The following is a 26,127-nucleotide window of genomic DNA, read 5'->3' on the forward strand; positions in this document are numbered from 1 at the left end:
ACTTCCAACTGTCCAACTGTCAATTGGCAACTGTTAGGCCGCAAACCGGCGCAACTGTGCCTGTGCGGCCTGACAGTCCGGCTTTATATTGGAAGCCATTCTCTTTGCGCCACGCGCGCCTCCCCGCCCATGCTGAAGATCCTCGGAAAGGCCTCCTCCATCAATGTCCGCAAGGTGCTCTGGTGCTGCGACGAACTCGGCTTGCCGTTCGTGCGCGAGGACTGGGGCTCGGGCTATCGCGCGACCGATACGGCGGCGTTTCTCGCGCTCAATCCGAACGCGATGGTGCCTGTGATCGACGACGACGGCTTTGTGCTGTGGGAGTCGAACTCCATCATCCGCTACCTGGCGTCGCAGTATGGCGATGGCGCCATCTACCCGGTTGCGGCGCGCGAGCGCGCGCGGGTGGACCAATGGATGGACTGGCAGGCGACGGAGCTGAACAATGCGTGGCGCTACGCGTTCATGGCGCTGGTCAGGCAATCGCCTTTGCATCGGGATGAGCGGGAGATCGCGGCGTCCATTGCCAGCTGGTCGCGGCATATCGGCATCCTCGAGCGTCAACTCGCGGTGACGGGCGGCTATGTCGCGGGCGAGCACTTCACGCTCGCGGATATCCCGATCGGCTTGTCGGTAAACCGGTGGTATGCCACGCCGTTGCCGCATCCCGACTATCCGGCGGTGGCGGAGTACTTTGAGCGCCTTGGCGCGCGGGAAGGGTTTGCGCGCCATGGGCGCAACGGCATTGCCTGAGTCAGGAAACGGGGCGCAACACGCGCCCCGTTTGTTGCCCCGTTTCTTGCCGGTTGCGCAGAGGCTCAGAACGTCGTGCGCACGCCCAGCTTGACGCTGCGTCCTGCCAGCGGCGCGATGTCGCGCAGGATCGAGGTGGCGCTGCGGGCGTCCTGGTTGGTCAGGTTGTCGCCGCGCAGGTAGACCAGCGTCTGGGTGCCCGCCATCTTGAACTTGTACGTGATGGACACGCCAAGCAAGGTGTAGGCATCGGTGGGCGTGTCATTGGATGGCACGCGCGTCTGGCGGGCGGCGTAGGTCACGTCCGCGCGTGCGCCCCACGGCCCGGCGCCGTACACCACCGCGCCACCCAGGCGCAGCGGAGACAGGCGCGGCAGCGGCTCGCCGGTGTTGCGGTTCTCGCCGCGCACGTAGTCCGCGCGGGCCTCCAGGTCCACCGTGTCGCTGCCGGTCAGCAGCTTCTGCCACACGCGTGCGCGGCCTTCGGCCTCGAAGCCGTACAGCGTGGCGGGCACACCCATGTATTGCATCACGGGCAATGCGCCGGCGCTGCCGGGCGCGAGGAAATCGCCTTGCGCGTCGCGCGCGGTGCCGGTGTTGGTAAGCGCCAGGTAGTTCGCGAAGCGGCTGTAGTAGCCCGACAGGCCGGCGCTGTGCGGGCCCGACTTGAAGCGCACGCCCAGGTCCAGCGAGGTTGCGCGTTCCTTGTTGGCGTTGGGGTCGCCTTGCTCCCACGAACCGGTCGCCACGTGGGGGCCATTGGCGTACAGCTCGTAGAAGGTCGGTGCGCGTTCCGTGTAGGCCAGGTTGCTGGTCAGCGACCAGGCCGGCGCCAGCTTGTAGAGCAGACCGGCGGAGGCGCTGCCGGCATTGAAGCTGCGGCTGGCGTCGGAGAACCGGTCGTTGCCGTTGGCCTGCGCCTTCACGCTGGTGTGGTCGATGCGCCCGCCCAGGTTGAGCTTGAGGTCACCGCCGGCGCTCAGGGGCATTTCCTCGAAGACGAACAGGGCGGCGTTGTCGGTGTCGGTGCTCGGCACGAAGGCTTCCTCGCCCAGCGCCGAGAAGCGGGTGGAGCCAAACTGGGTGCCGATCACGCCCGTCATATTGCCGATGCGCGCGTGCCTGGCCTCGAAGCGCGCGTCCCAGCCGTTGTTCTTGAAGATGGTGCCGGTCTGCCCGGACTCGATCTCCTTGTGCTCGTAGTCGGTGTAGCTGAACTTGCCCTTGACCGATTCGATGAAGCCGCCGGTATTGCCGGCCAGGTTGCGCGCTTCGCCCTCGAGCGCGAAGCGTTGCTGGTGCATCTGCAGCCGCACGGTGTCTTCGGCAGGGGTGCCGTATTCGTTGTGGTACTCGCTGTAATTGGCGCCGACGAAGCCGTCGGCCCAGGTGTACGCGCCACCCAGCGAGCCGCCCGACTGCTGCGCGTTGCTGTTGGGCAGGCGGCCGTAGGCCTCGCTCTCGCCTTCCGGCAGCGGCTGGCTGTTGCGCAGGCTGGCGCTGCGCGCGTAGCCGGGGATGCGCAGGTCGCTGGTCTTGCGGGCGAAGGCGTCGGCATGGATGGCGATCTGGCCATTGCCGGCCTCGAGCAGGCCGCTGGCGTTGCGCGCGCTGTCGCCGCCGGCGGTGGCGCTGGCGTCCACCGCGCCGCCGACGCCCTGGATCGGCTCCTTCGGGATGCGGTTGTCGATCACGTTGACCACGCCGCCGATGGCGTTGCCGCCGTACATCAGCGCGGCCGGGCCGCGCACCACTTCAATGCGCTCGGCCACCAGCGGATCGATTGGCACGGCGTGGTCGTTGGACAGCGTGGAGGCGTCGACGGTGGTGCCGCCGTTTTGCAGCACCTTGATGCGGTCGCCATCCAGGCCGCGGATGATCGGGCGGCTGGCATTCGGGCCGAAGTAGCTGGAGGACACACCCGGCAGCTTGTCAAGGGTGTCGCCCAGCGTGCTGCCCTGGCGCACGGCAAGGGCATCGCCGCCGAGGGTGGAGACTGGCGCCACCAGGTCGGTGAGCTCGCTGCCCAGCGGGTTGGCCGTGATGACCACCTCGCGCAGCGTGGCCGGGGCGGAGGGGGCTGCCGGAGCCGTCGATGCAGCCGGGGCGCTTTGCGCGAATACGCCCGTGGAAACGGAGGCGGAGGCGATCAGGGCCGCCACGGCGGCGAGCGGCGTGCGCCGCAGGACATTGGTTCGTTGGAGGCAAAAAGACATGGCTCGCATTGTTCTTGGATGCGTTCGAGCGCGTGGCGCCAGCGTCCGGATGCCGGCCGCGTGCCGTCCGGCGCTAAATGCGCGGGACGGCGGCGGGCAGCAAGGTTCAGGAGCGCGGCGCGATGCGACAGGCGGCGGGCGGCGGCTTGGGCAACCGCGGCCCGGGGTTCAGGCGAGAGCGTGAACGGCCGGAGGGGCGCGCGAGCGGAAAGGCTGGGGATGTTGCAGGTCGGGCCGGCGCCAGCCCACGCTGAACGGCACGGGCGATTGCAGGTGCGTGAGCGCCGGCATGACCGGCGTGCCGCAATGGCTGGCGGCCACCGTGGCGCCGTCGAACAAGACGCAGAAGTGCCCCGCCAGCTTGAGCGAGAGCGGCAGGTCGGGATCGGCCCGGGCGCTATCGGTGACCTGGGTTTCGTTGTCGTCGGCGCCGGTAACAGGCAGGGCAGCCTCGCCGTTGCTGGCGGCAGCCTGCAGCGTCGGGCTGAGCAGCCCGCCGTGATGAATGCGGTGTGTCAGCCCGGCATGCTGGGCCAGCAGCAGGCACAGCGCCAGCCAGAGCGCCGGCCACAGGCCGAGGCCGCGCTCGCGCCGGCGCTGCAGGCGCTGCCAGGGCCGCACGGTGTCAGTGGCCATGCCCGCCGTGATCGTGGCCGTGGTCATCGCAACCACAGTCGTCGCCATGCTCGTGGCCGTCATCGTCCAGGCCGTCGTCCCAGCTCGGGAACGGGTCGGCGTACTGCGCCCAGGCATCCGGGCCGGCAGCCATTTCCGCATCGGTCAGCAGGCAGGCGTCCAGCAGCGCTTCGAGCGCGGGGCGCTCAAGGTCCTGGCCGATCAGCACCAGTTCCTGGCGCCGGTCGCCAAAGGGCGCGGGTTTGCCATCCACCGTCATATCGGCTTCGAGCTCGGCGCGGCCTGCGTCGTCTTCCGGCCATTCGGACGAATCCAGCGCCGCCCACCAGGCGCCGGCGCCGCCGTGGCGGCATACGCCGCCTGCCTGGCCCCAGGTGCCGGCTGCGTGCATGCGCGTGGCCAGCCAGAAGAAGCCCTTGGAGCGCAGCACGTTGCCATGCTCGCGCAGCCACTCTGTGTGGATCAGGTCGGCGAAGCGCTGCGGATGGAAGGGGCGGCGGCGGCGGTAGACGAAGCTGCCGATGCCGTAGGCCTCGCTCTCCGGCACGTGTTCGCCGCGCAGTTCAGCCAGCCAGCCCGGGGCGGCGGCGGCGGCGTCGAAGTCAAAGCGGCCGGTGTCGAGGATGCTCTCCAGCGGCACCTTGCCAAAGCTGGCTGGCACGATGGCCGCGCGCGGGTTGAGCGAATGCAGGATGCCGGCGAGGCGCTCGCGCTCAGCCTCGCTGACGAGGTCGAGCTTGTTGAGCACGATCACGTCGCAGAACTCGACCTGCTCGATCAGTAGGTCGACCACGGTGCGGTCGTCGTCCTCGTCGCGCGCCTGGCCACGGTCCTGGAGGAAGTCGGCTTCGTTGAAGTCTTGCAGGAAGTGCGCGGCATCGACTACCGTCACCATCGTATCCAGGCGAGCGACGGTGTCCAGCGCCACGCCTTGCTCATCCTCGAAGGTGAAGGTCTCCGCGATGGGCAGCGGCTCGGCGACCCCGGTCGATTCGACCAGCAGGTAATCGAAGCGGCCCTCGCGCGCCAGCTTGCCGATCTCGGTCAGCAGGTCCTCGCGCAGCGTGCAGCAGATGCAGCCATTGGTCAGCTCGATCAGGCGCTCTCCAGCCTGCGCCAGCATGCCATCGCCAAGCAGGCGGGCGTCGATGTTGACGTCGGCCAGGTCGTTGACGATCACGGCCACCCGCTTGCCTTCGCGGTTGGCCAGAACATGATTGAGCAGGGTTGTCTTGCCGGCACCGAGGAATCCGGACAGTACGGTGACGGGCAGGCGATCGGCCATGGCATCGAGTCGCGCCGGGGTTGGGGCGCGCGTTATTGCAACAAAGTTGCGACTGTATCAGAAAGCAGGGGGGGAAGCAGGCAATTCGGGGCGCGCGATGGCCGCACGAATCCCGGCGTTCCTAATGATAGGCCCGTGCCTGTGACACCACAAAGGCGAAAGATGACTGGCGGTGTCGCGCCGCTCAAACAAAACGGCCCGGAGAACCGGGCCGTCTGGCGCGCGGGGCGACAAGCCCCGGGCAGTCGCGGAATCAGTCGCCGAACAGCTTCTGGCGCAGTTCGCGGCGTTGCTGGGCTTCCAGCGACAGCGTGGCGGTGGGCCGGGCCAGCAGGCGCGGCACGCCGATCGGCTCGCCGGTTTCCTCGCACCAGCCGTAGTCGCCGGACTCGATGCGGGCCAGCGATTGCTCGACCTTCTTGAGCAGCTTGCGCTCGCGGTCGCGCGTGCGCAGTTCCAGCGCGTGCTCTTCCTCGATGGTGGCGCGGTCCGCCGGGTCCGGCACGATGACCGTTTCGCGCAGGTGCTCGGTGGTCTGGTCGGCGTTTTTCAGGATATCGTCGCGCAGCTGCTCAAGGCGATGTTTGAAGAAGCCGAGCTGCGCTTCGTTCATGTAATCCTTGTCGCCCATCTTCAGGATTTCAGCTTCAGTCAGAAGTTTATTGCTGCTCATGGTTGCTGCTGATTCTCTTGTTGGTGCGACCGGCGGCGTCTTGGTCCGCTCGGGTGCAGTGTCCGGCCGCTTGCGCGGCGCGGAGGTTTCGCTCTGGCTGGCTGCAGACTGGCTGCTGTGCGTGCCTCCCTTGGCCTCGCCCGCACCGGCGTGCGCCGTACTGCCGCGGGGAGCAGGCGCAGCCTCCATGGACTGCGCCTTCAGCGTCTCGGCCGCAGCGCTGCTGCTTTTGCTGCGGCTTTGTTTCGTTTTCGTTGCGGCTACCATGGGACACCTCTCTCTCGCGTCGATCGATGACGGCGCGTGACGGGTGCCCCAAGCGGAGGGCGGTCTCCGCATGAAGCACTGCGACCGCACCTGCCGGCAGCCCGCCTCATGCTGACGACGACCGCCGCCCTGCATTGCGGGCGCCATCGCCAATCGCCTGTTGCCAGAAGACAAAAGGCTACGTTACCCGCACTAAATCCAGCCTATTGTACTTGAACAAAAAATTTGGAGATATGGGAGAAAAGCGGGGAGTTTTCCCTGATATCCCGGCTCCCCCTCCGACGAGGGGGGGCGGCAGGGCGGGCGGCGCTGCCCGTCGGCTTCAGGCCAGGCAGGTGGCCAGGCCCTTCAGGATGGCATCCTTGGGGAGGTCCACGCCAATGAAGACCATCTTGGTGCCGGGGGTTTCATCGCCCCATTTTGCGCCGATATCGCTGCCCATCAGCTGATGCACGCCCTGGAAGACCACTTTCCGGTCCACCGCATCCATATAGAGTACGCCCTTGTAACGCAGCAGGCTTTCCCCGTAGACCGACAGGATGCCAGACAGGAATTCCTCCAGCTTGGCGTAATTGAAGGGCTTTTCGCTGCGGAAGACGAACGAGCCGATGCGGTCGGTGTGGTGGTGGTGATGGTGGTGGTCGTGCTTGTGATCATGGCCGTGATCGTGGTGGTCATGGCCACAGTCATCGGCGCAGTGATCGCCATGAGCGTGTTCGTGCGCATGGTCGTGATCGTGCTCTTCGGCCTCGGCACGCAGGAAATCCGGGTCGATTTCCAGCTTTTCGTTCAGGTTGAAGCCCCGAAGGTCAAAGATTGTGTCGATCGGCGCTTCGCCGAAATGCGCTGTGCGCACGGGCGCTCGCGGGTTCATGTGCAGCAGGCGGTGGCGCAGGTCGGCGATCTCGCCTTCCGGCACCAGGTCGGCCTTGGTGACGAAGATGGCGTCGGCAAAGCCAACCTGGCGCTGCGCTTCTTCCTGCTTGTCGAGCTGCTGGTTGGCGTGCTTGGCGTCCACCAGGGTGATCACGGCGTCCAGCAGGTAGCGCTGGGCGATCTCGTCGTCCATGAAGAAGGTCTGGGCCACCGGGCCCGGATTGGCCACCCCGGTGGTTTCGATCACGACGCGGTCGAAATCGATCTCGCCGGCGTCGCGGCGGGTCATCAACTGCGACAGTGCTGCCACCAGGTCGCCGCGGATGGTGCAGCAGATGCAGCCGTTGCTCATCTGCACGATCTGCTCGCGGCCATCCTGCACCAGGATCTCGTTGTCGATGTTCTCTTCGCCGAACTCGTTTTCGATTACGGCGATCTTCATGCCGTGCTGCTCGCTCAGGATACGCTTGAGCAGGGTGGTCTTGCCGCTGCCGAGGAAGCCGGTCAGGATCGTGACCGGGATCAGTTTGGACATTGTTTTCTCCGGGAAGGGACGCCGCTTTGGCCTGTCGTGCGCGGGTTAAGTCTGGTTTGGATAACTTGTTCGTTCATCTGGCGAGCGGGCGGTGACGCCGCTTAGCCATGCTTGCCAGGGGTGCGTGCGCCGCATTCGGCGCAAACGCCGTTCACGGTCAGCTCCACATGCTCCACGGCAAAGCCGCTCGGCACCTTGGGCGCGGCTTGCGCCGGCGCTCTGACGCCGTCCAGGCAGAAGGTGCGGTCGCAGCGGTTGCAATGGAAGTGGCTGTGCTGCCGGTGCACTTGCGCGCGCGCGGCCTCATGCTCGACCAGGCTGAAGCGGAAGACCCGGTCGTGGCCGGCCCGTTTCTGGGCCAGCCCTTGCTCGACCAGCCAGTCAAGCACGCGGTACACGGTCACGCGGTCGATCGCTTCGCCATCGGCCGGCATGCGGTCGATCACGGCCTGGTGGGTCAGCGGCTCATGGCTCTCCATCAGGCATGCCAGGATGCCAAGGCGCGGCTGGGTCACACGCGCACCCAGCTCGCGCAGGCGTTCGTGGGCGGCGTCCAGGATGGCCGGCGCGGGGGGCATGGCGGATGCAGGCATGGCCTGGGTGGGGGAGGGGCTGCTGCTCATGGACCGATTTAACCATAGCGCCCCGGGTGATGCAATTCAGTTGCGTCAACTCTGTGCCCCGGCTGCCGCCCGCGGCGTGCGCCCCGTCGCGCCGGCGGTTTGCGTCTATCATCGCCAGCAGGCCCCCGAGACCCGAGGAGACACCCTATGCAGAACGACGCCAGCGCCCTGCTGTTCCCCAACTTCGAGCCCTTTCGCCTGCATATCGGCGACGTGGGGATCGCCGGCGTGCGCGGCGGCTCCGGGCCGCCGCTGTTGCTGCTGCATGGCCATCCCCAGAGCCATCTGATCTGGCACAAGGTGGCACCCGCGCTGGCAGACCGCTTCACCGTGATCGCCACCGACCTGCGCGGCTATGGGAGCAGCAGCGCGCCGCCGGGCAAGGCCGGCTTTGAGACCTACAGCAAGCGCACGATGGCGCAGGACCAGGTGGCGGTGATGGCGCAGCTGGGTTTCGACCGCTTCGCGCTATGCGCCCATGACCGTGGCGCGCGCGTGGCGCACAGGCTGATCGCGGACCATCCAGGCCGGGTCACGCGCGCCATGCTGCTGGACATCGCTCCCACGCTGGCCATGTACGAACGCACCAGCATGGCATTTGCCGCCGCCTACTGGCACTGGTTCTTCCTGATCCAGCCGGCGCCGTTCCCGGAAACGCTGATCAACGCGGAGCCCGAGTTCTACCTCAACAAGCTGATGGGCCTGCGCCACGCCGGATTGAGCCCGTTCGCGCCCGAGGCGATGGCCGCCTACACCGCCGCCATGCGCGATCCGGCCCACGTGCACGCCATGTGCGAGGACTACCGCGCGGCAGCCACCATCGACCTGGACCATGATCGGGCGGACCGCGCCGATGGCCGCCGGCTGGCGTGCCCGCTGCGCGTGCTGTGGGGCGAGCATGGCGTGGTGGCGCGTTGTTTCGAGCCGTTGTCGCTGTGGCAGGAGGTGGCGAGCGAGGTCAGTGGCCGCGCGGTGCCCTGCGGGCACTACATCCCGGAGGAGGCGCCCGCGGTGCTGCAGGAGGAAATGCTCGGCTTCTTCTGTTGATTTTCTGCCAAGCTTGCGCTGGTCTCCTGTGGTTCTCCCGTTGAGCACCGATTCCCGCAGGCTGCGTCGAGTTCGATACATTTGGCGTACCTTTGCGAAGAAATGTCTTAGCGGGTTATTCCGGATATTTGCCACTTTTCGACATTGATAGCATTGCGCTCCGGTCGCGCGGCCCAAGCCGCCGCGGCCGTATGCGCTGTGCCCGCGTCATGGTCGGCGCTGCCGCCCGGATCGGGCTGGCAGCGCAGGAATGGCAGTGTCCGACAGGGCGCGCCACTCCGGCCGGGGCAGTGTCGGGACGGGAATAGAAGGGTATCCAGGAGATAGCATGAAACGAGTTGCACAGTTTGTGGCTGCCGCGCTGACGGTCGGCGTGATGGGAATGCATGCGGGCGCGCAGGCAGAGGAATTCCCCGGCAGCAAGCCGGTATCGGTGGTGGTGCCTTTTGCCGCGGGCGGCCCTACCGACAAGGTCTCGCGCGAGCTGGTCATGATCATGTCCAAGCACCTGGGTACCACGATGGTGATCGAGAACCTTGGCGGCGCTGGCGGCACCATCGGCGCCAAGAAGGTGGCGCAGGCCAAGGGTGATGGCTACACCATCCTGATCCATCATATCGGCATGTCCACCGCGCCGGCGCTGTACCGCAACCTCGGCTTCGATCCGCTCAAGGACTTCGAAACCGTGGGCGAGATCGCCGACGTGCCGATGGTGATGGTCGGCAACAAGAACCTGCCGCCCTCCAGCTTCAAGGAACTGCTGCCCTATATCAAAGCCAATGCCAGCAAGCTGTCGCTGGCCAACGCGGGCATCGGCTCGGCCTCGCACCTGTGCGGCCTGCTCTTCCTGAGCGCGATCCAGACTGACCTGACCACGGTGCCCTACAAGGGCACGGCGCCGGCGCTGACCGATATCCTGGGCGGCCAGGTCAACCTGATGTGCGACCAGACCACCAATATCGCCGGCCAGCTCAAGGCGGGTGCGCTCAAGCCTTACGCCGCCATGCAGAGCCGCCGCGTGGAAGCCTTCAAGGATATCCCGACGGCCGCGGAGCAAGGCCTGCCGGGCGTCGAAGTGAAGATCTGGCACGCCATGTACGCGCCCAAGGGCACGCCCAAGCCGGTGGTGGACAAGCTCTCGGCAGCGCTGCAAAAGGCAGTGACGGACCCCAACTTCCGCGCCAAGATGGCTGAGCTGGGCGCCGAAGCCGTGCCCGCGCAGCGCGCCACGCCAGAGTCGCTGAAGGTCTTCCTGGCCGGAGAGATCGGCAAGTGGACCCCGGTGATCAAGAAGGCCGGCGTCTACGCAGACTGACCGGGCGCAAACTCCGGCTCGTCCGCTGGCACCCGCCGGCGGACGGTGAAAAGGCCACGCGCAATGCGTGGCCTTTTGTCTTTCAGCGGCGTTGGCCGCGCGCAGCCAACGCCGCCTCGTCTATATTGTTCTGGTTGCCTTCGGTGCGCTAACGGATGTGCACGCAGAGCCGCTTGAGGCGGCCCTTGAATTCACCGCAGCCGTCGCCACCTACCTCCCTGACACATTTTCGCGAAGCCACCATGGAACAGTATCACGGCACTACCATCGTCAGCGTCCGGCGCGGCAACCAGGTTGCAGTTGGCGGTGACGGCCAGGTCACACTCGGCAATATTGTGATGAAGGGCACTGCCCGCAAGGTCCGCCGCATCTACAACGGCAAGGTACTGGTTGGCTTCGCCGGCAGCACCGCCGATGCCTTCTCGCTGCTCGACCGCTTCGAGGCCAAGCTGGAGAAGTACCAGGGCAACCTGACCCGCGCCGCCGTCGACCTCGCCAAAGACTGGCGCTCGGACCGCGCGCTGCGCCGGCTCGAGGCCATGCTGATCACCGCCGACCGCGACACCACGCTGGTGATCACCGGCAACGGCGACGTGCTCGACCCCGAAGGCGGCGTGGCCGCGATCGGCTCGGGTGGCGCCTATGCCCAGTCGGCCGCCAAGGCGCTGGTGGAGAATACCGAGCTTTCGCCCAAGGACATCGTCGAGAAGTCGCTGGGCATTGCCGGCGAGCTCTGCATCTACACCAACACCAATTTCGTCATCGAGACGCTGGAATGAGCGTCGGCGGGCCGCGCAATGACCTGATGCGTGGCCGCCTGGGCCCGGATGCCGCACCGCTCCGGTCCGTCGTCTTTCTCTGAACGGATACCATGCCGCATACCATGACCCCGTCGGAAATTGTTTCCGAACTCGACAAGCACATCATCGGCCAGAACAAGGCCAAGAAGGCGGTAGCGGTTGCGCTGCGCAATCGCTGGCGCCGCCAGCAGGTGGAAGAACCCCTGCGCCAGGAAATCACGCCCAAGAACATCCTGATGATCGGGCCGACCGGGGTCGGCAAGACCGAGATCGCCCGTCGCCTGGCCAAGCTGGCCGATGCGCCGTTCATCAAGATCGAGGCCACCAAGTTCACCGAGGTGGGCTATGTCGGCCGCGACGTGGACACCATCGTGCGAGACCTCGCGGAGATGGCGGTCAAGCAGGCGCGCGAATCCGAAATGAAGAAAGTGCGCGCCAAGGCCGAGGAAGCCGCCGAGGACCGCCTGCTCGACGTGCTGCTGCCGCCGCCGCGCGATATCGGCTTCAATCAGCCCGAGGAAAAGGATTCCAATACGCGCCAGGTGTTCCGCAAGAAGCTGCGCGAAGGCCAGCTCGACGACAAGGAGATCGAGCTTGAGGTTGCCGCCGGCTCGCCGAACATGGACATCATGGGTCCTCCGGGCATGGAAGACATGACCGAGCAGATCCGCACCATGTTTGCCGGCCTGGGCCAGGGCAAGAAGGCACGCCGCAAGATGAAGGTGCACGAAGCCTTCAAGCTGCTGATCGACGAGGAAGCCGCCAAGCTGCTCAACGACGAAGAGGTCAAGCACAAGGCTGTCGCCAACGTCGAGCAGAATGGCATCGTGTTCCTGGACGAGATCGACAAGATCGCCAGCCGCAGCGACGTGGGCGGCGCCGAAGTGTCGCGCCAGGGCGTGCAGCGCGACCTGCTGCCGCTGGTCGAGGGCACCACGGTGAACACCAAGTACGGCATGATCAAGACCGATCACATCCTGTTCATTGCCTCGGGTGCCTTCCACCTGTCCAAGCCGAGCGACCTGATCCCCGAGCTGCAAGGCCGCTTCCCGATCCGCGTCGAGCTGGAATCGCTGTCGGTCTCCGACTTCGAGGCCATCCTGACGCAGACCGACGCCAGCCTGACCAAGCAATACCAGGCGCTGCTGAACACCGAGCAGGTGCAGCTGGTGTTCGCGCCGGACGGTATCCGCCGCCTGGCAGAGATCGCTTTCTCGGTCAACGAGAAGGTCGAGAACATCGGCGCGCGCCGCTTGTACACCGTGATGGAGCGGCTGCTGGAGGACCTGTCCTTCCACGCCACCAAATCATCGGGCGAGACGGTCACTATCGACGCGGCCTATGTGGATGAGCGCCTGGGCGACCTGGCCGGCAACGAGGACCTGTCGCGCTACGTGCTGTAAGCCGTAGCCCGGTTCAGCGGCAATCCAACGACAAAGGGCGCACTTCGGTGCGCCCTTTGTCGTTTTGCAATGCGCCTGCTCAGTGCGCGTGCGCATGCCCCGCCGGCATTGGCGCGGTCAGCTCCAGCTCTGCGGCCGGCGTCTTCAGCTCGCGCAGGCTCTGGCCATCCGCGGGGATCTGCGTCCATTCGGTGCGGCCGTCCTCGCATTCCTGCACCACCGGGAAATACAGCTTGCCGGCCTGCTCGGGCAGCTTCATCAGCATCACGAACTCATCGAAATGCGCGTCGGCCAGCGAGCCGGCAAACCAGCGCAGCGTGCGCACGTCCTCGCTCACGGTCTTGCCATGCGAGGCATAGGGCTTGGCCAGCGGCGCGCGTTTCACTTCCAGTTGCCAGCCTGCCTTGGGCTGCGGATGGGCACCTTGCACGCCTTCCGGGATGGTTACGGTGATGGCGCGGGTGGCGCTGCCGTTGCAGCCATGGCCCACCATCAGTGCGCCTTTGAAGTAGCTGCCTGCCGTCGCGGCCTTTTGCTCGAACACGATGTGCGCGAACGCGGGGGGCGTCCAGCTTGCGCCAAGCGAGGCCAGCGCGATGGTCACTGCGGGCAGCAGGCGGGATGCGGTCATGTCGATTCTCCTGGGAAGCGCGTCAGTCTAGCGCCGAAGGCCGTCGGCGGCCCTGCGGCGCAGGGCCGCAGGCATGGTGTGCCCCGGAAATCATGTCGGAATTGTCTTACGCGGCTTTCGGAACGTCACGCCTGATTGCAGGAGGCGCCCATGCGTACGCTGTACATACGGTGTGGGCAAGCGCGGATCGCATGCGGCAAAGGCCGAGAGCGAGACCGCCCTCCACGATATCCGCCACTGAAAAAGGAGCACGACATGATGAAGAAATGGCTGAGCGCAGCAGTGTGTTCGATGATGTTTGCCGGCCCTGCCGCCCTCACGCTGGCGCATGCCGCACCCGCAGGTTCCAAAGCGGACTACGACGCGGCCGTGAAGGCTGCCAGCGCCAACTACAAGGCCGCGCGGACCCAGTGCAACAGCCTCAAGGACAACGCCAAGGACGTGTGCGTGAAGCAAGCCAGGCGCGACGAGGACGTGGCCAAGGCTAACGCCGAAGCGACCCGCGATGGCACCGCCAAGGCGCGCGCCAAGGCGGACAAGGTCAAGGCCGATGCCGATTACAGCGTGGCCAAGGAAAAATGCGATGACGCTAAGGGCAATGACAAGGAAGTGTGCGTAAAGGACGCCAAGGTTGCCCACGAGCAGGCCTTGGGCTCGGCCAAGGTCGAGAAGGCTGCCGCCACCGGCACCAGCACCGACGTAGCCGAAGCGCGCGCCGACGCCAGGAAGGACACCGTGGACGCCGCCTACAAGGCTGACAAGCAAAAGTGCGATGCACTGTCCGGCGACGCCAAGGATAAGTGCCAGGCTGACGTGAAGGCCAAGTACGCCAAGTAACCTGCCTGCGCGCGCTGGCTCGGCAGGCCGGGTCGGCACATCACCCATCCACAAATGAAGGCGTGGGAGCGAGATTCACGCTGGTAAGAGACTCAGGTAAGACACGCTGTTAAAGAGAAGAGTAAGACAGGTAAGCATTCGTAAGCACGCTGGTGCGTGTTGCGATGCGATGCCAAAGTGGCGGCCGGCACGATCGAAGGATCGCAGCCGGCCGGTTAGCACCCGCATCCCCAACCACCAACCTGGCAGGAGAAACGAAATGAAACGCGAGCTACTGTCCTCGTTCGGCGTACTGTGCGGCCTTGCCGCGGCCACTGTCTTTCTCTGCGTGCGCCCGGAGGCCGCGCCCGTACATCGCCAGGCGAGCGCGCCAGTGGTGGCGAAGCCCGCCGTGTTGGCCGGCACCACGCCGCAAGCCGCGGTGGAACTGGCCGTGCAGGCCGGCGATCTGGGCTCGCGCGCCGACCGCCATGCCAGCGACGCGCTGCGCATTGCCGAGCAAGCCTCTGGGCGGGAAGAGGACCTGGACTGGGACTACGTGCAGTTGCGCCTCTGAGGCCAGGTACTCCAGCCGAACGCCTAGCGCGATACCGGCCGCTTGCCCAGTTTGCGCTGCAGCGTGCGCCGATGCATATTGAGCGCGCGCGCGGTGGCCGAGATATTGCCCTCGTGTTCGGACAGCACCCGCTGGATGTGCTCCCACTCCAGCCGGGCCACCGATAGCGGCACCGGCTCTTCCATGGCGGCTTCGGCCGCGTCTTCCGATACCCCGGCCATCAGCGCTGTCAGGATCGAATCCACATTGGCCGGCTTGGCCAGGTACTCATCGGCACCATGCTTGACCGCGGCCACCGCGGTGGCAATGCTCGCATAGCCCGTCAGCACCAGGATGCGCGCATCGGGCAACGCCGCGCGCAGCGGCGCGACCAGTTGCAGGCCGGACTCGGCTGGCGCGGTGCTGCCGGCTTCCGGCGGCGCGCTCAGGTGCAGGTCCAGCGTGATGTAGTCAAACGGCGTTTGTGCGGCCAGCGCCAGCGCCTGCTGGCGGTTGTGGGCGATCTGCACGGCATAGCCGCGGCGCGTCAGCGCGCGCGCCAGGGCGCCCGCGAACACGGCATCGTCGTCGATGACCAGGAAAGGGGCGGCATCGCTGGCGCCGGGCTGTGCGCCATCGGCGGCGGGATCGTGGAGGGCGTCGGTCATCGCGGGCTCGTTGTCAGGGGTGAGGCAAACGGTGAGGCGGCCGGTAAGGCTGCCAGGGAAGGCGCGGGCAGGCGCAGCTCGGCCACGGTGCCGCCCTCATGGTGGTCATGCCAGGCCAGCCGGCCACCCATCTGCTGGGCCGCGCTTTGCGCCAGGTACACGCCAATGCCCTGGCCGCCATGCATGCTGGTCATCGGTGCTTCGCCCAGACGCGCGCGCTGGGATTTTGGGATGCCCAGGCCGCGGTCGGTGACGCGGAAGATCAGCGTCGGCAGCGCACGGTTGTCCTCCAGCGCGATGGCCAGGCGCAGCGGAATCTGCTCGTGCCCCGCGGCCAGCTGGCTGCGCGCGGCGTTGTCCAGCAGGATCGTCAGGATCTGCCCCACGCGCGCGGCCTCCACCGGCAGGGCCGCGGCTTCGCCAATGACATTGGCTTCCAGCCGGGCATGGGGGTGGCGCAATTGCCAGCGTTCCACATAACCGTCCAGCCACGCATCGATGCGCTGCGCAGCCGCGGTCTCGTGGTCGTCGCGCAGGCGGGCCAGGATCGATTTGCACAGCTCGAGCTGTTGTTCCATGGTCTGCAGGTCCGGCAGGTAGGCGCACACGTGCGTGGTGGCCAGGCGCGGGTCCGCCGCATCGGCGCGCAGTTCGCCGGCGATGACCGCCAGCGTGGCCAGCGGCGTGCCGATCTCGTGGGCGACCGCCGCGGCCTGGTCGTTCAGCGCTTCGATGCGTGCGTCGCGCAGCAACTGTTCGCGCGCCAGGTTGAGCTCCGCGTCGCGCTGGCGCAGCACGCCGGACAGGCGCGCCACGAAGACCGCGATCATGGTTGCGCTGGCGACAAAGTTGAGCCACATGCCGGCCAGGTGATAGTTGATGGCGTTGTCCGGGTTGTGCAGGTTCAGCGGCACATACTCGATCAGCATCAGGCTGTAGCAGGCCATCGCGTAGGCGGCGAGCGCGATCACGTTGCGCCACGGCAGGATGGCGGCGGCGATCGCCAGGCCCGGCAGGTAGAACGAGACAAAGGGGTTCGTCGCGCCGCCGGTGAAGAACAGGTTGGCCGACAGCGCCGTCAGGTCGACCATCAACTGGCCCATCAGCTCGGCGTCGCTCGGCATGCCGCCGCGGCTGGTGTGCATGCGCATGCGCAGGCCGGTGAGCAGGTTGAACACCGCTTGCAGGGAAAGGATCGCCAGCAGGGGGCTGTACGGCAGGATCACGCCGGCCACGGCCTCGCACGAAACCAGCAGCACCGCTTGCCCGCCCATCAGCGCCCAGCGCAGCCAGAACAGGCGGCGCAGGCTCATCAGGTTGTGGCGGACCGGGATGATGCTCGTGGCGGAGCCGGGGCGGGAGGGGGCCGTGTCTGGCGGCACGGCTGCGATGGTATCCATGCCGCGAGTTTAACAACGACCGGCGCCCGGCCTGCCGCGTGCGACACCGTGCCGCATTGGTTGGTGCCGGGGCCGCTGCCAGACTGGACGGTTCGCTGCCAGGTAGCCAACCGGTCAGTGGCGCGATTTGCGCCGCCTGGCTCACGTCGCCAGGGGCGTCATGGTCTAATGTTCTCTTTATGCAGTCCTTTGAATCTCAGTGGAGATAGTCCAGATGCAAGCCAGATTCCTCGTCGCGGTGCCCGCCGCCCTGCTCGCCGCGCTGTGCTCGAACGCGGCTTTCGCCCAGGTCGATGTCAGCAACGCCTGGGCGCGCGGCACCGTGCCGGCACAGACCGCCACCGGCGTGTTCATGACCCTGCATGCGCACGAACCCGCCAAGCTGATCGGCGTCAGTACGCCGGCGGCAGCCACGGCCGAAGTGCATGAGATGAAGATGGATGGCAACGTGATGCGCATGCGCGCCATTGGCGCGCTCGACCTGCCCCGCATGCAGGACGTCGAGCTCAAGCCGGGCGGCTATCACGTGATGCTGATGGGCCTCAAGGCGCCGCTGAAGAAGGGCGACACCGTTGCGCTGACGCTCAAGATCGAGCAGGGCGGCAAGGTGACCGAGCAGAAGGTCGACGCCGAAGTGCGCGACCTCACCGCAACGGCGCCGGCCGCCGGCGCGCACGGTGACCACAAGCACTGAAGCACTGAAGCCGTACAGGCAGCTAGCCGGGCTGCCTAGCTGCGCAGGCTGATCGCGTCGTCCGGCTCGTCGCCGGCGGCCACCGCGATCACGCGCTCGCGCAGCCAGCTATGGCCGGGATCGGCGTCAGTGCGGTCGTGCCAGATCAGGCTGAAACCAAAGCCCGGCAGGGGGAAGGGCGGATCGAACACCGCGAAGCGCGGATCCTCCTCGAACGCGGCCAGGCTGCGGCGCGCCGTGGTCAGGACCAGATTGGTGCCGGCAATCAGCGCCGGCGCCACGCTCCAGTGGGGCAGCACGCAGGCAATCTTGCGCCGCCCGCCCACCTTGGCCACGGCGGCGTCGATGGCATCCACGCGCTCGCTGTGGGTCGCCACCAGCACATGCGAGCGGGCCAGGTACGCCACCTGGTCAAGCTTGCCCAGGCCGCGCACCGTGGCCGCATCCACCATGCAGGCATAGGTTTCCTCGAACAGTTCCGTGCTGTGCACGCCTTCCGGGGGCTGCCCGAACACGCCCAGCGCCAGGTCGATCTCGCCGTCCGCGACCTTGGCTGTCATGGCTTCGCGGCTGGCCTGGCTGACCACCAGGTCGATGCCCGGGGCGATCTTGCGCACCGCGCGCAGCAGGCCGGGCAGCAGCGCCATGGCGCCGTAGTCTGACATGGCCAGGCGGAAGCTGCGGCGCGCCGTGGCGGGCTGGAAGCCGGAAGGCCCCAGCAGGATGCGCACCTGCGCCAGCGCCTCGGCCAGCGGGCCCGCCAGTTCGTGGGCGCGCGCGCTCGGCACCAGGCCGCCCTGGCCGCGCACCAGCAGCGGGTCGTCCAGCAACTGGCGCAGGCGGCCCAGCGCGTGGCTCACCGCAGGCTGGCTGAGGTGCAGGCGCAGGGCGGCGCGCGAAATATGTCGTTCGGCCAGCAGGGCTTCCAGCACCACCAGCAGGTTCAGGTCGATACCGCGGAGATCATTCATGCGGCGCATATTAACGCTATGAAACGAGAATTGGTAATTCGCGGCACAATATTTCACACTGAGGCATCCAATTTTTGGCGAAGGAGATGCCAAAATGCATGGCCTCAATCACTTTTCGCCGGCGCTAGCCGGCCTCGTTCCTGTTCTGGTGGCCACTGTTTCCGGAGCGGTGATCCCCTTTCAGGCCGGCGCCAACGCCGCGCTCGGGCGCAGCCTGGGCCATCCGCTGTGGGCCACTGTGGTGTCGCTGCTGGTCAGCCTGGTGGTGGTGGTGCCGCTGCTGTGGCTGCTGAAGGTTCCGCTGCCCACGCTGGCGGTGGGCGGGCCGGGCTGGATGTGGGTCGGTGGCGTGGCGGGCGTGTTCTACATTACCGTGGCGCTGGTGCTGGCCCCGCGCCTGGGCGCCGGCGGCTTTATCGCGGCGGTGGTGGCGGGGCAGATGGTGGGCGCGCTGCTGCTTGACCAGTTTGGCCTGGCGGGCTTCGCGGCGCGCGCCGTGACGCCGGGGCGCATGGCCGGCGCCGCGCTGGTGGTGCTGGGGGTGGTGGTGATGCAGTTCGCCGCGGCGGGCGCGGCCAGCACAACGCCAGCGCAGGCGGCGAACTGATCAGCCTTTGGTTTGCGTCTGGCCGGCATCCTCGCGGCGGCGCGTCAGGCAGGCGGGGCACAGGCAGTGCTGGCCCGGCACGATCTGGCGGGCGGGCAGCAGCGGCTGGGTGGCGCACCAGCAGTGGGGCAGACCGGCGGCATAGCCGCAGACAAAGCCGGCGCCGCAGGCGCTGCAATGCTCGATCGGGCGCAATTGCCCCGTCAGCACGGTGGCCGGGTCGCTCACGGCTTGTCCCTGGGCGGCTCGTCTTCCTGGCCCAGCCGGGACATGGCGGAGCGCATCAGCCGCATCTGGCCCGAAAAATTGGTGCACGCATCGCAAATGGCCATGTGTCCGCGCATGCGCACGCGCTCGAACCAGCTCAGTGGCCGGTCCATGCTTTCCATGGTCAGGTGGTGGATCTCGCGGCAGTTTGGCAGCAGCCGGCGGCGGGAGGGCGTATCAGGCATGGCTTCCTTCGGTCGGAGAGGCGGTTTAGGGCCGGGGCGGCTTGCCTGGCTGCCCCGGCCTGCTTGCAAGGTCGGGCGAGCGTCGGGCGCTCACGCCTTTTGTCCAAACCAGTTCAGTTCCAGGCACTCGCGCAGGCGCATGCGGGCTCGGTACAGCATGACCCAGGCATTAGTCGTCGTGATCTCGAGTTCCTGACAGATTTCTTCGGTTTCCAGCTCTAGCCATTCCCGCATCATGAAAATCCGGCCGATCTTGGCGGGCAGCTTGTCCACGCACAGTTGGAGGATCTCGAAGAACTCGCGGCGCTCCAGCGCGCGGTCCGGGTTGCCCCAATCGGAAGGTGGCGTATGGTAGTGGCCGTTCTTGGCGAACAGGGCGTCGAAGGCATCGATGTCCGACTGCGCCTCGCCGTCCTCGTCGCCGCCGCCGCCCAGGGTCAGGCGCACTTCGCGCCGGCCGCTGCGCAGCGTATCGATGATCTTGTGCTTGAGGATGCCGATGAGGTAGGTCTTCAGGGCGGACTGGCCGCTGAAGCGCTCCGGGTGTTCCAGCGCGGCCACCAGGGTGTCGGAGACGGTATCCTCGGCCAGTGCCTGGTCGCGCAGTTGCAGGCGGGCGAAGCGCAGCAAATGGGGGCGCAGGGCGCTAAGATCGTCGGGGTGCAGGCTCATTGTGTTGCCGCTATTCGGTGGCGATGCGACTGTTGGACAGCTATTTGACAACGGCAGGACAACCGTTGGACAACTGTTGCGTGGATAGAACGCCATGGTGCGCCGCAGTACGCATGCACCGGTTTTGACCCCCCGCTGCACCACCGTCTGCACGCGTGCGCCGCGGTTTCTTGTAAAATCGGCGCCTGCCGCGGCCGGAGGTGGCCTATTCGGGGTAAAAAGCCCCTTAACCCATGGTGCACCGCCGGTCAGAATTGCCATGATACCTGTTGAATCTCACGGATGTCCCTTGCCATGAACGCCGACACCCCTGGGCCTGCCGCTACCGCGGTGGCCGCAATTGCCCCAGCCCTCAAGGCCGAAATCCTTGCCGAGGCGCTGCCCTATATCCGCAAGTTCCACGGCAAGACCATTGTGGTCAAGTACGGCGGAAACGCGATGACCGAGGAAAAGCTCAAGCACGGCTTTGCGCGCGACGTGATCCTGCTCAAGCTGGTCGGCATGAACCCGGTCGTGGTTCACGGCGGTGGCCCGCAGATCGACGAAGCCCTGAAGAAGGTCGGCAAGGTCGGCACGTTCATCCAGGGCATGCGCGTCACCGATGAAGAGACCATGGAAGTGGTCGAATGGGTGCTTGGCGGCGAAGTGCAGCAGGACATCGTCATGCTGATCAACCAATATGGCGGCCAGGCTGTGGGCCTCACCGGCAAGGACGGCGGCCTGATCCGCGCCAAGCGCCTCAAGATGCCGGACCGCGAAAGCCCCGGCGCCTTCATCGACATCGGCTTCGTGGGCGATATCGAGGCCATCAACCCGGCGGTGGTCAAGGCCCTGCAGGACGACGCCTTCATCCCGGTGATCTCGCCGATCGGCTTTTCCGACGACGGCCAGGCCTACAACATCAACGCCGATGTGGTGGCGGGCAAGATGGCCGAGATCCTCAAGGCCGAGAAGCTGGTCATGATGACCAACATCCCGGGCGTGATGGACAAGGCCGGCAACCTGCTGACCGACCTGTCGGCGCGCGAGATCGAGGAACTGTTCGCGGACGGCACCATCTCCGGCGGCATGCTGCCCAAGATCTCGTCGGCGCTGGACGCGGCCAAGAGCGGCGTGAATTCGGTGCACATCATCGACGGCCGCATCGAACACTCGCTGCTGCTTGAAATCCTGACCGAACAAGCGTTCGGTACCATGATCCGTTCGCACTAGAACGCATCTACGGCAGCGCGCGCCGCGCGCTGCCGCTTCACTTCTTTCTTCCCGCGTGCCCACTATTTCCCCGCCCTTGCGCCGCAGCCTGCGCGGTGCGCGCCGACGCCGCCCCGCGGGCGACAATTCCGGCCGCACGGTCTGGCTGTTCGACCTCGACAACACGCTGCACGACGCGTCGCATGCGATCTTTCCCGCCATCAACCAGTTGATGACGGCGTATGTCGCACGCGTGCTGGGCTGTGACGAGGCCACCGCCAGTGAGGTTCGGGTGAAGTACTGGCAGCGCTATGGCGCGACGCTGCTGGGCATGATCCGCCACCACGATGTAGACCCGGCCGACTTCCTGCGCGCCGCGCATGATTTCCCCGAGCTGGCGGAGATGGTGCGGGTGCGCAGTGGCCTGGTCGGCCACCTGCGCCGCCTGCCCGGGCGCAAGATCCTGGTGACCAACGCACCGGAGCAATACGCGCGCGCGGTCATGAAGGTGGCTGGCATCCAACAGTGTTTCGAGCGGGTGGTCGCCATTGAGGACATGTGGGTGCACGGCCATCTGCGGCCCAAGCCGGACCGGCGCATGCTGCGCCGGTTGCTGGTGCAGCAGCGGGTGGCGCCGCACCGCGCGGTGCTGGTGGAAGACACGTTGTCCCACCTCAAGCGCTACGCGGGCACGGGCATTCGCACGGCCTGGGTGACGGGCTACCTGCGCACGCTGGCGCCATCGCGCCCGCACGACGTGCCGATGCCCGCGGGTTCCGCCGTGGCGGGCGCCAGCGGCGACGCCGTGCTGCGCAGCACGCTGGATGCGCAGGACCGGCAGCACACCGGCCACGCCGCGCAGGAACATTCAGTGACGCTGGTGGCGGCCGAGACGCAGGATCCGCCCGCGCTGGCGACTGGCACGACAGCGCCGCAGGCGCTGCCGGCATCGGCGCCGCGCGTGCGCGCGCGGATCGTAAATCGCCCCGGCTATGTGGACGTAAAAGTACAATCCATGCATCAACTCCAACGACGAATGCGGAGAATCGGGTCATGATGCACAGTAACGGGCACCCATCGGGTGCGGCTCCGGCCGCCGCCGGGCAGGGCGCAGGCGCCGACGGGGCGCCGGCACGCAAACGCCCGCGTCCTGGCGAGCGGCGTGTGCAGATACTGCAGACGCTGGCCGGGATGCTGGAAGTGCCGCGTGGGGAAAAGGTCACCACCGCGGCGCTGGCTGCCAAGCTCAGCGTATCGGAGGCGGCGCTGTACCGCCATTTCGCCAGCAAGGCGCAGATGTTCGAAGGCCTGATCGGCTTTATCGAGCAGACCGTCTTCGGACTGATCAACCAGATCACCACCCAGGAAGAACATGGCCTGCGCCAGGCGCACGCCGTGGTGCGCATGCTGCTGTCCTTTGCCGAGAAAAATCCCGGCATGACGCGCGTGCTGACCGGCGAAGCGCTGGTGGGCGAGCATGATCGCCTGCAGGAGCGCATCAACCAGGTAGTGGACCGGATCGAGGCCTCGCTGCGGCAGTGCCTGAAGATCGCCATCAGCCAGGGTGCGTTTCCGCCCGACGCCGATGTGCCGGTGCGCGCCGCGCTGATCGTGGCGACCGTGCAGGGGCAGTGGCATCGCTATGCCAAGAGCGGCTTTCGCAAACTGCCCAGCGAGAATGCGGACGCGCAGTTGCGCGTGTTGCTCGGCTAGGTTGCGCCAGCGGTCATGAACAAGGGCAGGCTTGCGCCTGCCCTTTCTTGTTAGTCCGCGCAGGCGCGTACCGGCACGCGGCGATCGACTGGCCCGATGCGATCGAACCGGCGGCGCAGCGCAGCACCGAGCGCGGCAAACGCCAGCAGCGGCAGGCCGATCCACGCACACTCCAGCCAGAAGCGCGCAGCGCCAAACAGGCCCGCGCCGGCCAGCGGCAGCGGCCGCCGTCCCAGCACTGCCGCCAGCGCGAGTGGCGGGGCGCAATGAAGGTAGGTTGGCATGGCGTTGCGCCTTCGATCAGGCCGATGCCGGGGCCGCCGCGGCGGCGGCGTCGTCTTCGCCGGACGGGGCAGCAGGCTTGTCGCGCAGCGGCTGCCATGCGGCGCCCGCGGCGTACCAGTCGATGCGCCGGGTCATGACCATGATGGCAGCCAGGATCACGAACATCAGCAGCGAGCCCAGCATCAGCGCATTGTCCTCCGACAGCAGCAGGCCATAGAGCGCGCCGTACAGCACCGTCAGCAGCGTGGCAAAGGCCAGCCCGCGCCGCCAGCTCTGCAGCACGAACGACAAGTAAAAACCCAGCAGCCCGATACAGGCACCGCTGGCCGCCAGGTAGGCCAGCGCGAACGAGATATGCTCGGACAGGCTCAGCAGCAACAGGAAGAACACCGCCAGCGCCAGGCCGACCAGCAGGTACTGGATCGCGTGGATGCGCAGGCGCTTGACCAGTTCGAACATGAAGAAGCCGGCGAAGGTCAGCAGCACGAACATGGCGCCGTACTTCACCGCGCGCTCCGCCTGCAGGTAGATGTTGACCGGGTCGATCAGCGTCACCGACACCGTTTCCAGCGTGCCGTCGCCCGAGCCAGCGAGCTGGCCGCGGGCCTTGGTGTTGTACGAGGTCACGCTCCAGTTGCTGCGAAAGCCCTGCGCGCTCACGCTGCGGGTGCGCGGCAGGAAGTCTCCGTCGAAACTCGGATGCGGCCATGCGGAATCGAGCGAGATGTCGTTCTGGTCGCCCACCGGGGTGAAGGCCAGCGACTGCGCACCCAGCAGCGGCAAGGCCAGCGAGAACGGCACCACGCGCCGTGCCTGCGCGGACCTGCCATCCAGGCCGGGCTTGACGGCCTTGGCGGGCGGCAGGTCGATCTCGGCGTGCAGGCCTTGGGACAGGCTCTTGAGCAGCGCGCCTTGCTCCAGCTTCAGCGCCTTGCCGTCCAGCTCGAACGCGGGCGCCGCCATCAGGCCGCGCGTGTCGCTGATGCCGATCGTGATGTACGGCTGGCCTACCTCAAAGCCGAAGTGGCCGGCCGAGCGCGGCAGCTCGGCCGGATCGGGCAGCGCGATGGTGCCCTGCCAGCGGCTTTGCATCTCGTACACCAGCACCTTGTGAATGCCGCGGTAGCGCTCGCTCGGCGTGATCTCGCCCTTGACCCGCAGCGTGGTGGGGAAGACCAGCATCTGCCCGGCCTGCGCCTGCAGCACGGTGGCATTCGGCCGCTTGGGGTCGCTGCTGTCCGTCACGCGCAGGATTTCCTTGTACGGCAGCACCAGCACCGGGCCGGTCAGGGTTTGCGGGCCGGCGTAGCTCTGCCAGACGCTGCGCACCGCTTCCTCGCGGTAGTGCTTGCGGTCCTGCACGGCGTTGCCCACGAGGTGCAGCGGGATCAGGATCAGCAGGATCAGGAACGCCGTGATGGCGGATTTGAAAAACAGGATTCGGTTCATGGCGGCAGGCGCGCGGGAGTGACGATGCCGCTAGCTTAGGGTTGCCATGTGAGCCGCCGCGGAAGCCTGCGTGAAGCGATTCGCGCGATTGTGTGTTGAGTGTGAAGCGTGTGAGGCGTGTGAAGCCGCTACGCCGCAGGCAGCGTCAGCGTCGCGCACGCGCCACCCTCGGCGCGGTTGGCCAGCGTGATGTCACCGCGATGCAGCGTGGCGATCTCGCGTACGAAGCACAGGCCCAGCCCGGTGCTCTTGTCTTGCCCGCCGGGGCGCGGCAGCGAATAGAAACGCTCGAACAGGCGCGGCAGCGCGTAATCGGGAACGCCGGGGCCGTGATCGCTGACGCGCACGGCGATCATGTTGGCGGGCGCATTGCCGTGCGCCACGCACACGTCGACCATACTGGCCGCTGGCGCAAAGTCGATGGCATTTTCCAGCAGGTTGCCCAGCGCCTGGTGCAGCAGGAACGGATCGCCCCTCACCACCGCTGCGGGCTGGCCCGGCGGCAGCAAGCGCAGCGTCAGGTCGCGCTGGCGGGCGCGCGGCTCCAGCTCATGCAGCAACTGCTCGATCAGCGGCTCCAGTGCAACCGGTGCGTGGGTCTCCAGGCTCTGGCGCTGCTCCAGCGCCGCGAGCGCCAGCAGCTTGCGGATCATTTCCTCAAGCCGCTGCGCCTGCCGCCGGATATTGGCGACGAAGCGGTTGCGGTCGGCCGCCGGCATGTCCTCCTGCAGCAGCTCGGCGGCGCCGCTGATGGCCGCCAGCGGGCTCTTCATCTCGTGCGTCAGCGTGTGGATATAGTGCTCGACGTATTGTTTGTCCTCCAGCCGCAGGCGCATGCTCTCTACCGAGCGCCCCAGCTCGGCCAGCTCGCTGGCGCCGCGCAGCGGCATCTCGGCGCGCTCGCCCGATGCCACGGCACGCGCGTAGCGCTGCAGGCGGCGCAGGCCGTGCACCAGCCACAGCGTGCAGGCCAGGCCGATCACGAACGCACCACCCATCAGCAGCAGGCCGTTGAGCAGGATCTTGCGCTGGCTGCGCTCGATGAACGGCGCCATGGTCACATTGGGCTTGGCCACGGTCAGCACGCCGATGGTCTTGCTGCCGTCGCGGATGGGGGCTGCCACGTGCATCACGGTGCTGGCGTCGTCGTCGGGGTTGGCGCGGGTGCTGCGCGCGCCGTACTCGCCGCGCAGCGTGCGGTAGACGTCGTTCCAGCGCGAGTAATCCGCACCCACGGCGGCCTCGCCGGAATCGAAGCGCACAATGCCGCGCTCGTCCGTGATGTAGATGCGGTAGCCCACAGCATCCTTGTGCATGCCCCACACATTGGCGTCGACCTTGTCCTCGCGCAGCCGGGCCAGGCGGCGCGCGAAGGCGCCGTTGGCAATGCGGCCGTTCTTCATGTCGTCGGCGGCCAGCACCGCCAGCACGTGGGCGGTGTCGACCAGCGTGTCTTCCATGGCCTGCCGCACACCGGGCTTGACCTCCTGCACGAACACCCGCAGCGTGAGGAAAGCCGCCAGCCCGACGATCAGGAAGAAGCCGAGGAAGATGCGAAGCCCGATATGCATGCGTGGCCGTGGGTGGGTTGGG

General features: G+C 66.9%; 28 protein-coding genes. 12 read left to right on the forward strand and 16 right to left on the reverse strand.

The genetic code is table 11. The annotated features are described in order from the left end of the window. The first annotated feature begins 129 nt into the window (after window positions 1–129). Complete coding sequence (locus RR42_RS01010) at window positions 130–753, forward strand: glutathione S-transferase family protein (protein WP_043343001.1); 624 nt, start codon at window positions 130–132, stop codon at window positions 751–753. 65 nt (window positions 754–818) lie between these two features. On the opposite strand, the gene RR42_RS01015 is transcribed toward RR42_RS01010, so the two are convergent. From RR42_RS01015 to RR42_RS01045, 6 genes are all read right to left on the reverse strand, one after another. Beyond that, a complete protein-coding gene (locus RR42_RS01015) occupies window positions 819–2,969 on the reverse strand; it encodes a TonB-dependent receptor (RefSeq protein WP_043343003.1) in 2,151 nt (716 codons plus the stop codon). A gap of 168 nt (window positions 2,970–3,137) precedes the next feature. Then, window positions 3,138–3,605, reverse strand: coding sequence for a hypothetical protein (locus RR42_RS01020; protein WP_043351155.1), 468 nt, complete (start codon window positions 3,603–3,605; stop codon window positions 3,138–3,140). Continuing rightward, the gene (gene zigA, locus RR42_RS01025; protein ID WP_043343004.1) at window positions 3,595–4,890 is read right to left on the reverse strand and encodes a zinc metallochaperone GTPase ZigA; all 1,296 of its coding nucleotides are present in this window, start codon (window positions 4,888–4,890) and stop codon (window positions 3,595–3,597) included. Before zigA ends, RR42_RS01020 begins: the two co-directional genes overlap by 11 nt. Before the next feature lie 253 nt (window positions 4,891–5,143). Next, a complete protein-coding gene (dksA, locus tag RR42_RS01030; protein ID WP_006164034.1) occupies window positions 5,144–5,563 on the reverse strand; it encodes an RNA polymerase-binding protein DksA in 420 nt (139 codons plus the stop codon). Between the two features lie 589 nt (window positions 5,564–6,152). After that, window positions 6,153–7,241, reverse strand: coding sequence for a CobW family GTP-binding protein (locus RR42_RS01040; RefSeq protein WP_043343014.1), 1,089 nt, complete (start codon window positions 7,239–7,241; stop codon window positions 6,153–6,155). A gap of 101 nt (window positions 7,242–7,342) precedes the next feature. Further along, window positions 7,343–7,864 (reverse strand): Fur family transcriptional regulator, encoded by a 522-nt coding sequence (locus RR42_RS01045; protein WP_043343017.1) that lies wholly within the window; start codon window positions 7,862–7,864, stop codon window positions 7,343–7,345. Window positions 7,865–8,011: 147 nt separating this feature from the next. On the opposite strand from RR42_RS01045, the gene RR42_RS01050 reads away from it, so the two are divergent. The 4 genes from RR42_RS01050 (at window position 8,012) to hslU (ending at window position 12,429) form a co-directional block, all read left to right on the forward strand. Then, window positions 8,012–8,911: an alpha/beta fold hydrolase gene (locus RR42_RS01050; RefSeq protein ID WP_043343020.1), complete on the forward strand. Its 900-nt coding sequence runs from the start codon at window positions 8,012–8,014 to the stop codon at window positions 8,909–8,911. 328 nt (window positions 8,912–9,239) lie between these two features. After that, a complete protein-coding gene (locus tag RR42_RS01055; protein WP_043343022.1) occupies window positions 9,240–10,226 on the forward strand; it encodes a tripartite tricarboxylate transporter substrate-binding protein in 987 nt (328 codons plus the stop codon). A gap of 242 nt (window positions 10,227–10,468) precedes the next feature. Continuing rightward, the gene (hslV, locus tag RR42_RS01060) at window positions 10,469–11,005 is read left to right on the forward strand and encodes an ATP-dependent protease subunit HslV (RefSeq protein WP_006162714.1); all 537 of its coding nucleotides are present in this window, start codon (window positions 10,469–10,471) and stop codon (window positions 11,003–11,005) included. A 92-nt stretch (window positions 11,006–11,097) separates the two neighbouring features. After that, window positions 11,098–12,429 (forward strand): ATP-dependent protease ATPase subunit HslU, encoded by a 1,332-nt coding sequence (gene hslU / locus RR42_RS01065; RefSeq protein WP_043343026.1) that lies wholly within the window; start codon window positions 11,098–11,100, stop codon window positions 12,427–12,429. Between the two features lie 79 nt (window positions 12,430–12,508). On the opposite strand, the gene RR42_RS01070 is transcribed toward hslU, so the two are convergent. After that, window positions 12,509–13,060, reverse strand: coding sequence for a YcnI family protein (locus tag RR42_RS01070; RefSeq protein WP_052494401.1), 552 nt, complete (start codon window positions 13,058–13,060; stop codon window positions 12,509–12,511). Window positions 13,061–13,315: 255 nt separating this feature from the next. Here RR42_RS01070 and RR42_RS01075 point away from each other — a divergent pair, with 255 nt between their 5' ends. Further along, entirely contained in the window at window positions 13,316–13,897 is a 582-nt protein-coding gene (locus RR42_RS01075) for a hypothetical protein (RefSeq protein ID WP_043343028.1), read from the forward strand. A gap of 259 nt (window positions 13,898–14,156) precedes the next feature. Next, window positions 14,157–14,453 carry a hypothetical protein gene (locus RR42_RS01080; RefSeq protein ID WP_043343029.1) on the forward strand — a complete coding sequence of 99 codons (297 nt, stop codon included), beginning with the start codon at window positions 14,157–14,159 and terminating at the stop codon, window positions 14,451–14,453. Window positions 14,454–14,476: 23 nt separating this feature from the next. Here RR42_RS01080 and RR42_RS01085 read toward each other — a convergent pair whose 3' ends face one another. Both RR42_RS01085 and RR42_RS01090 read right to left on the reverse strand, forming a co-directional pair. Continuing rightward, window positions 14,477–15,100 carry a response regulator transcription factor gene (locus RR42_RS01085; protein WP_043343030.1) on the reverse strand — a complete coding sequence of 208 codons (624 nt, stop codon included), beginning with the start codon at window positions 15,098–15,100 and terminating at the stop codon, window positions 14,477–14,479. Next, entirely contained in the window at window positions 15,097–16,500 is a 1,404-nt protein-coding gene (locus tag RR42_RS01090; protein ID WP_043343031.1) for an ATP-binding protein, read from the reverse strand. Before RR42_RS01090 ends, RR42_RS01085 begins: the two co-directional genes overlap by 4 nt. Before the next feature lie 214 nt (window positions 16,501–16,714). On the opposite strand from RR42_RS01090, the gene RR42_RS01095 reads away from it, so the two are divergent. Continuing rightward, window positions 16,715–17,194 carry a copper chaperone PCu(A)C gene (locus RR42_RS01095; RefSeq protein ID WP_043343032.1) on the forward strand — a complete coding sequence of 160 codons (480 nt, stop codon included), beginning with the start codon at window positions 16,715–16,717 and terminating at the stop codon, window positions 17,192–17,194. A gap of 35 nt (window positions 17,195–17,229) precedes the next feature. On the opposite strand, the gene RR42_RS01100 is transcribed toward RR42_RS01095, so the two are convergent. Then, on the reverse strand, window positions 17,230–18,165 hold the full coding sequence (locus RR42_RS01100) for a LysR family transcriptional regulator (RefSeq protein WP_043351158.1): 936 nt from the start codon (window positions 18,163–18,165) through the stop codon (window positions 17,230–17,232). 94 nt (window positions 18,166–18,259) lie between these two features. On the opposite strand from RR42_RS01100, the gene RR42_RS01105 reads away from it, so the two are divergent. Next, window positions 18,260–18,772 carry a DMT family transporter gene (locus RR42_RS01105; RefSeq protein ID WP_043343033.1) on the forward strand — a complete coding sequence of 171 codons (513 nt, stop codon included), beginning with the start codon at window positions 18,260–18,262 and terminating at the stop codon, window positions 18,770–18,772. Here RR42_RS01105 and RR42_RS01110 read toward each other — a convergent pair whose 3' ends face one another. From RR42_RS01110 to RR42_RS01120, 3 genes are all read right to left on the reverse strand, one after another. Next, window positions 18,773–19,000 (reverse strand): cysteine-rich CWC family protein, encoded by a 228-nt coding sequence (locus RR42_RS01110; protein WP_043343034.1) that lies wholly within the window; start codon window positions 18,998–19,000, stop codon window positions 18,773–18,775. It lies immediately after the preceding gene. Then, window positions 18,997–19,224, reverse strand: coding sequence for a zf-HC2 domain-containing protein (locus RR42_RS01115; protein WP_043343035.1), 228 nt, complete (start codon window positions 19,222–19,224; stop codon window positions 18,997–18,999). Before RR42_RS01115 ends, RR42_RS01110 begins: the two co-directional genes overlap by 4 nt. A 90-nt stretch (window positions 19,225–19,314) precedes the next feature. Beyond that, window positions 19,315–19,896, reverse strand: coding sequence for a sigma-70 family RNA polymerase sigma factor (locus RR42_RS01120; protein WP_043343036.1), 582 nt, complete (start codon window positions 19,894–19,896; stop codon window positions 19,315–19,317). Window positions 19,897–20,178: 282 nt separating this feature from the next. Between RR42_RS01120 and argB the strand changes: the two genes are divergently transcribed. The 3 genes from argB to slmA are packed head-to-tail and all read left to right on the forward strand — an operon-like array spanning window position 20,179 to window position 22,800. Beyond that, a complete protein-coding gene (argB, locus tag RR42_RS01125) occupies window positions 20,179–21,108 on the forward strand; it encodes an acetylglutamate kinase (protein WP_006162725.1) in 930 nt (309 codons plus the stop codon). Window positions 21,109–21,163: 55 nt separating this feature from the next. After that, a complete protein-coding gene (locus tag RR42_RS01130; protein WP_043343039.1) occupies window positions 21,164–22,144 on the forward strand; it encodes a pyrimidine 5'-nucleotidase in 981 nt (326 codons plus the stop codon). Continuing rightward, window positions 22,141–22,800: a nucleoid occlusion factor SlmA gene (gene slmA / locus RR42_RS01135; protein ID WP_043343042.1), complete on the forward strand. Its 660-nt coding sequence runs from the start codon at window positions 22,141–22,143 to the stop codon at window positions 22,798–22,800. The genes RR42_RS01130 and slmA overlap by 4 nt, the downstream gene beginning before the upstream one ends. Window positions 22,801–22,850: 50 nt before the next feature. Here the strand turns inward: slmA and RR42_RS01140 are convergent, their stop codons facing one another. From RR42_RS01140 to creC, 3 genes are all read right to left on the reverse strand, one after another. Beyond that, on the reverse strand, window positions 22,851–23,084 hold the full coding sequence (locus RR42_RS01140) for a hypothetical protein (RefSeq protein ID WP_043343046.1): 234 nt from the start codon (window positions 23,082–23,084) through the stop codon (window positions 22,851–22,853). Window positions 23,085–23,100: 16 nt separating this feature from the next. Continuing rightward, window positions 23,101–24,534: a cell envelope integrity protein CreD gene (gene creD, locus RR42_RS01145; protein WP_043343049.1), complete on the reverse strand. Its 1,434-nt coding sequence runs from the start codon at window positions 24,532–24,534 to the stop codon at window positions 23,101–23,103. Between the two features lie 128 nt (window positions 24,535–24,662). Continuing rightward, the gene (creC, locus tag RR42_RS01150; RefSeq protein WP_043343052.1) at window positions 24,663–26,105 is read right to left on the reverse strand and encodes a two-component system sensor histidine kinase CreC; all 1,443 of its coding nucleotides are present in this window, start codon (window positions 26,103–26,105) and stop codon (window positions 24,663–24,665) included. Window positions 26,106–26,127: the final 22 nt, after the last annotated feature.

This window comes from Cupriavidus basilensis (assembly GCF_000832305.1).
Lineage (GTDB): Bacteria > Pseudomonadota > Gammaproteobacteria > Burkholderiales > Burkholderiaceae > Cupriavidus > Cupriavidus basilensis_F.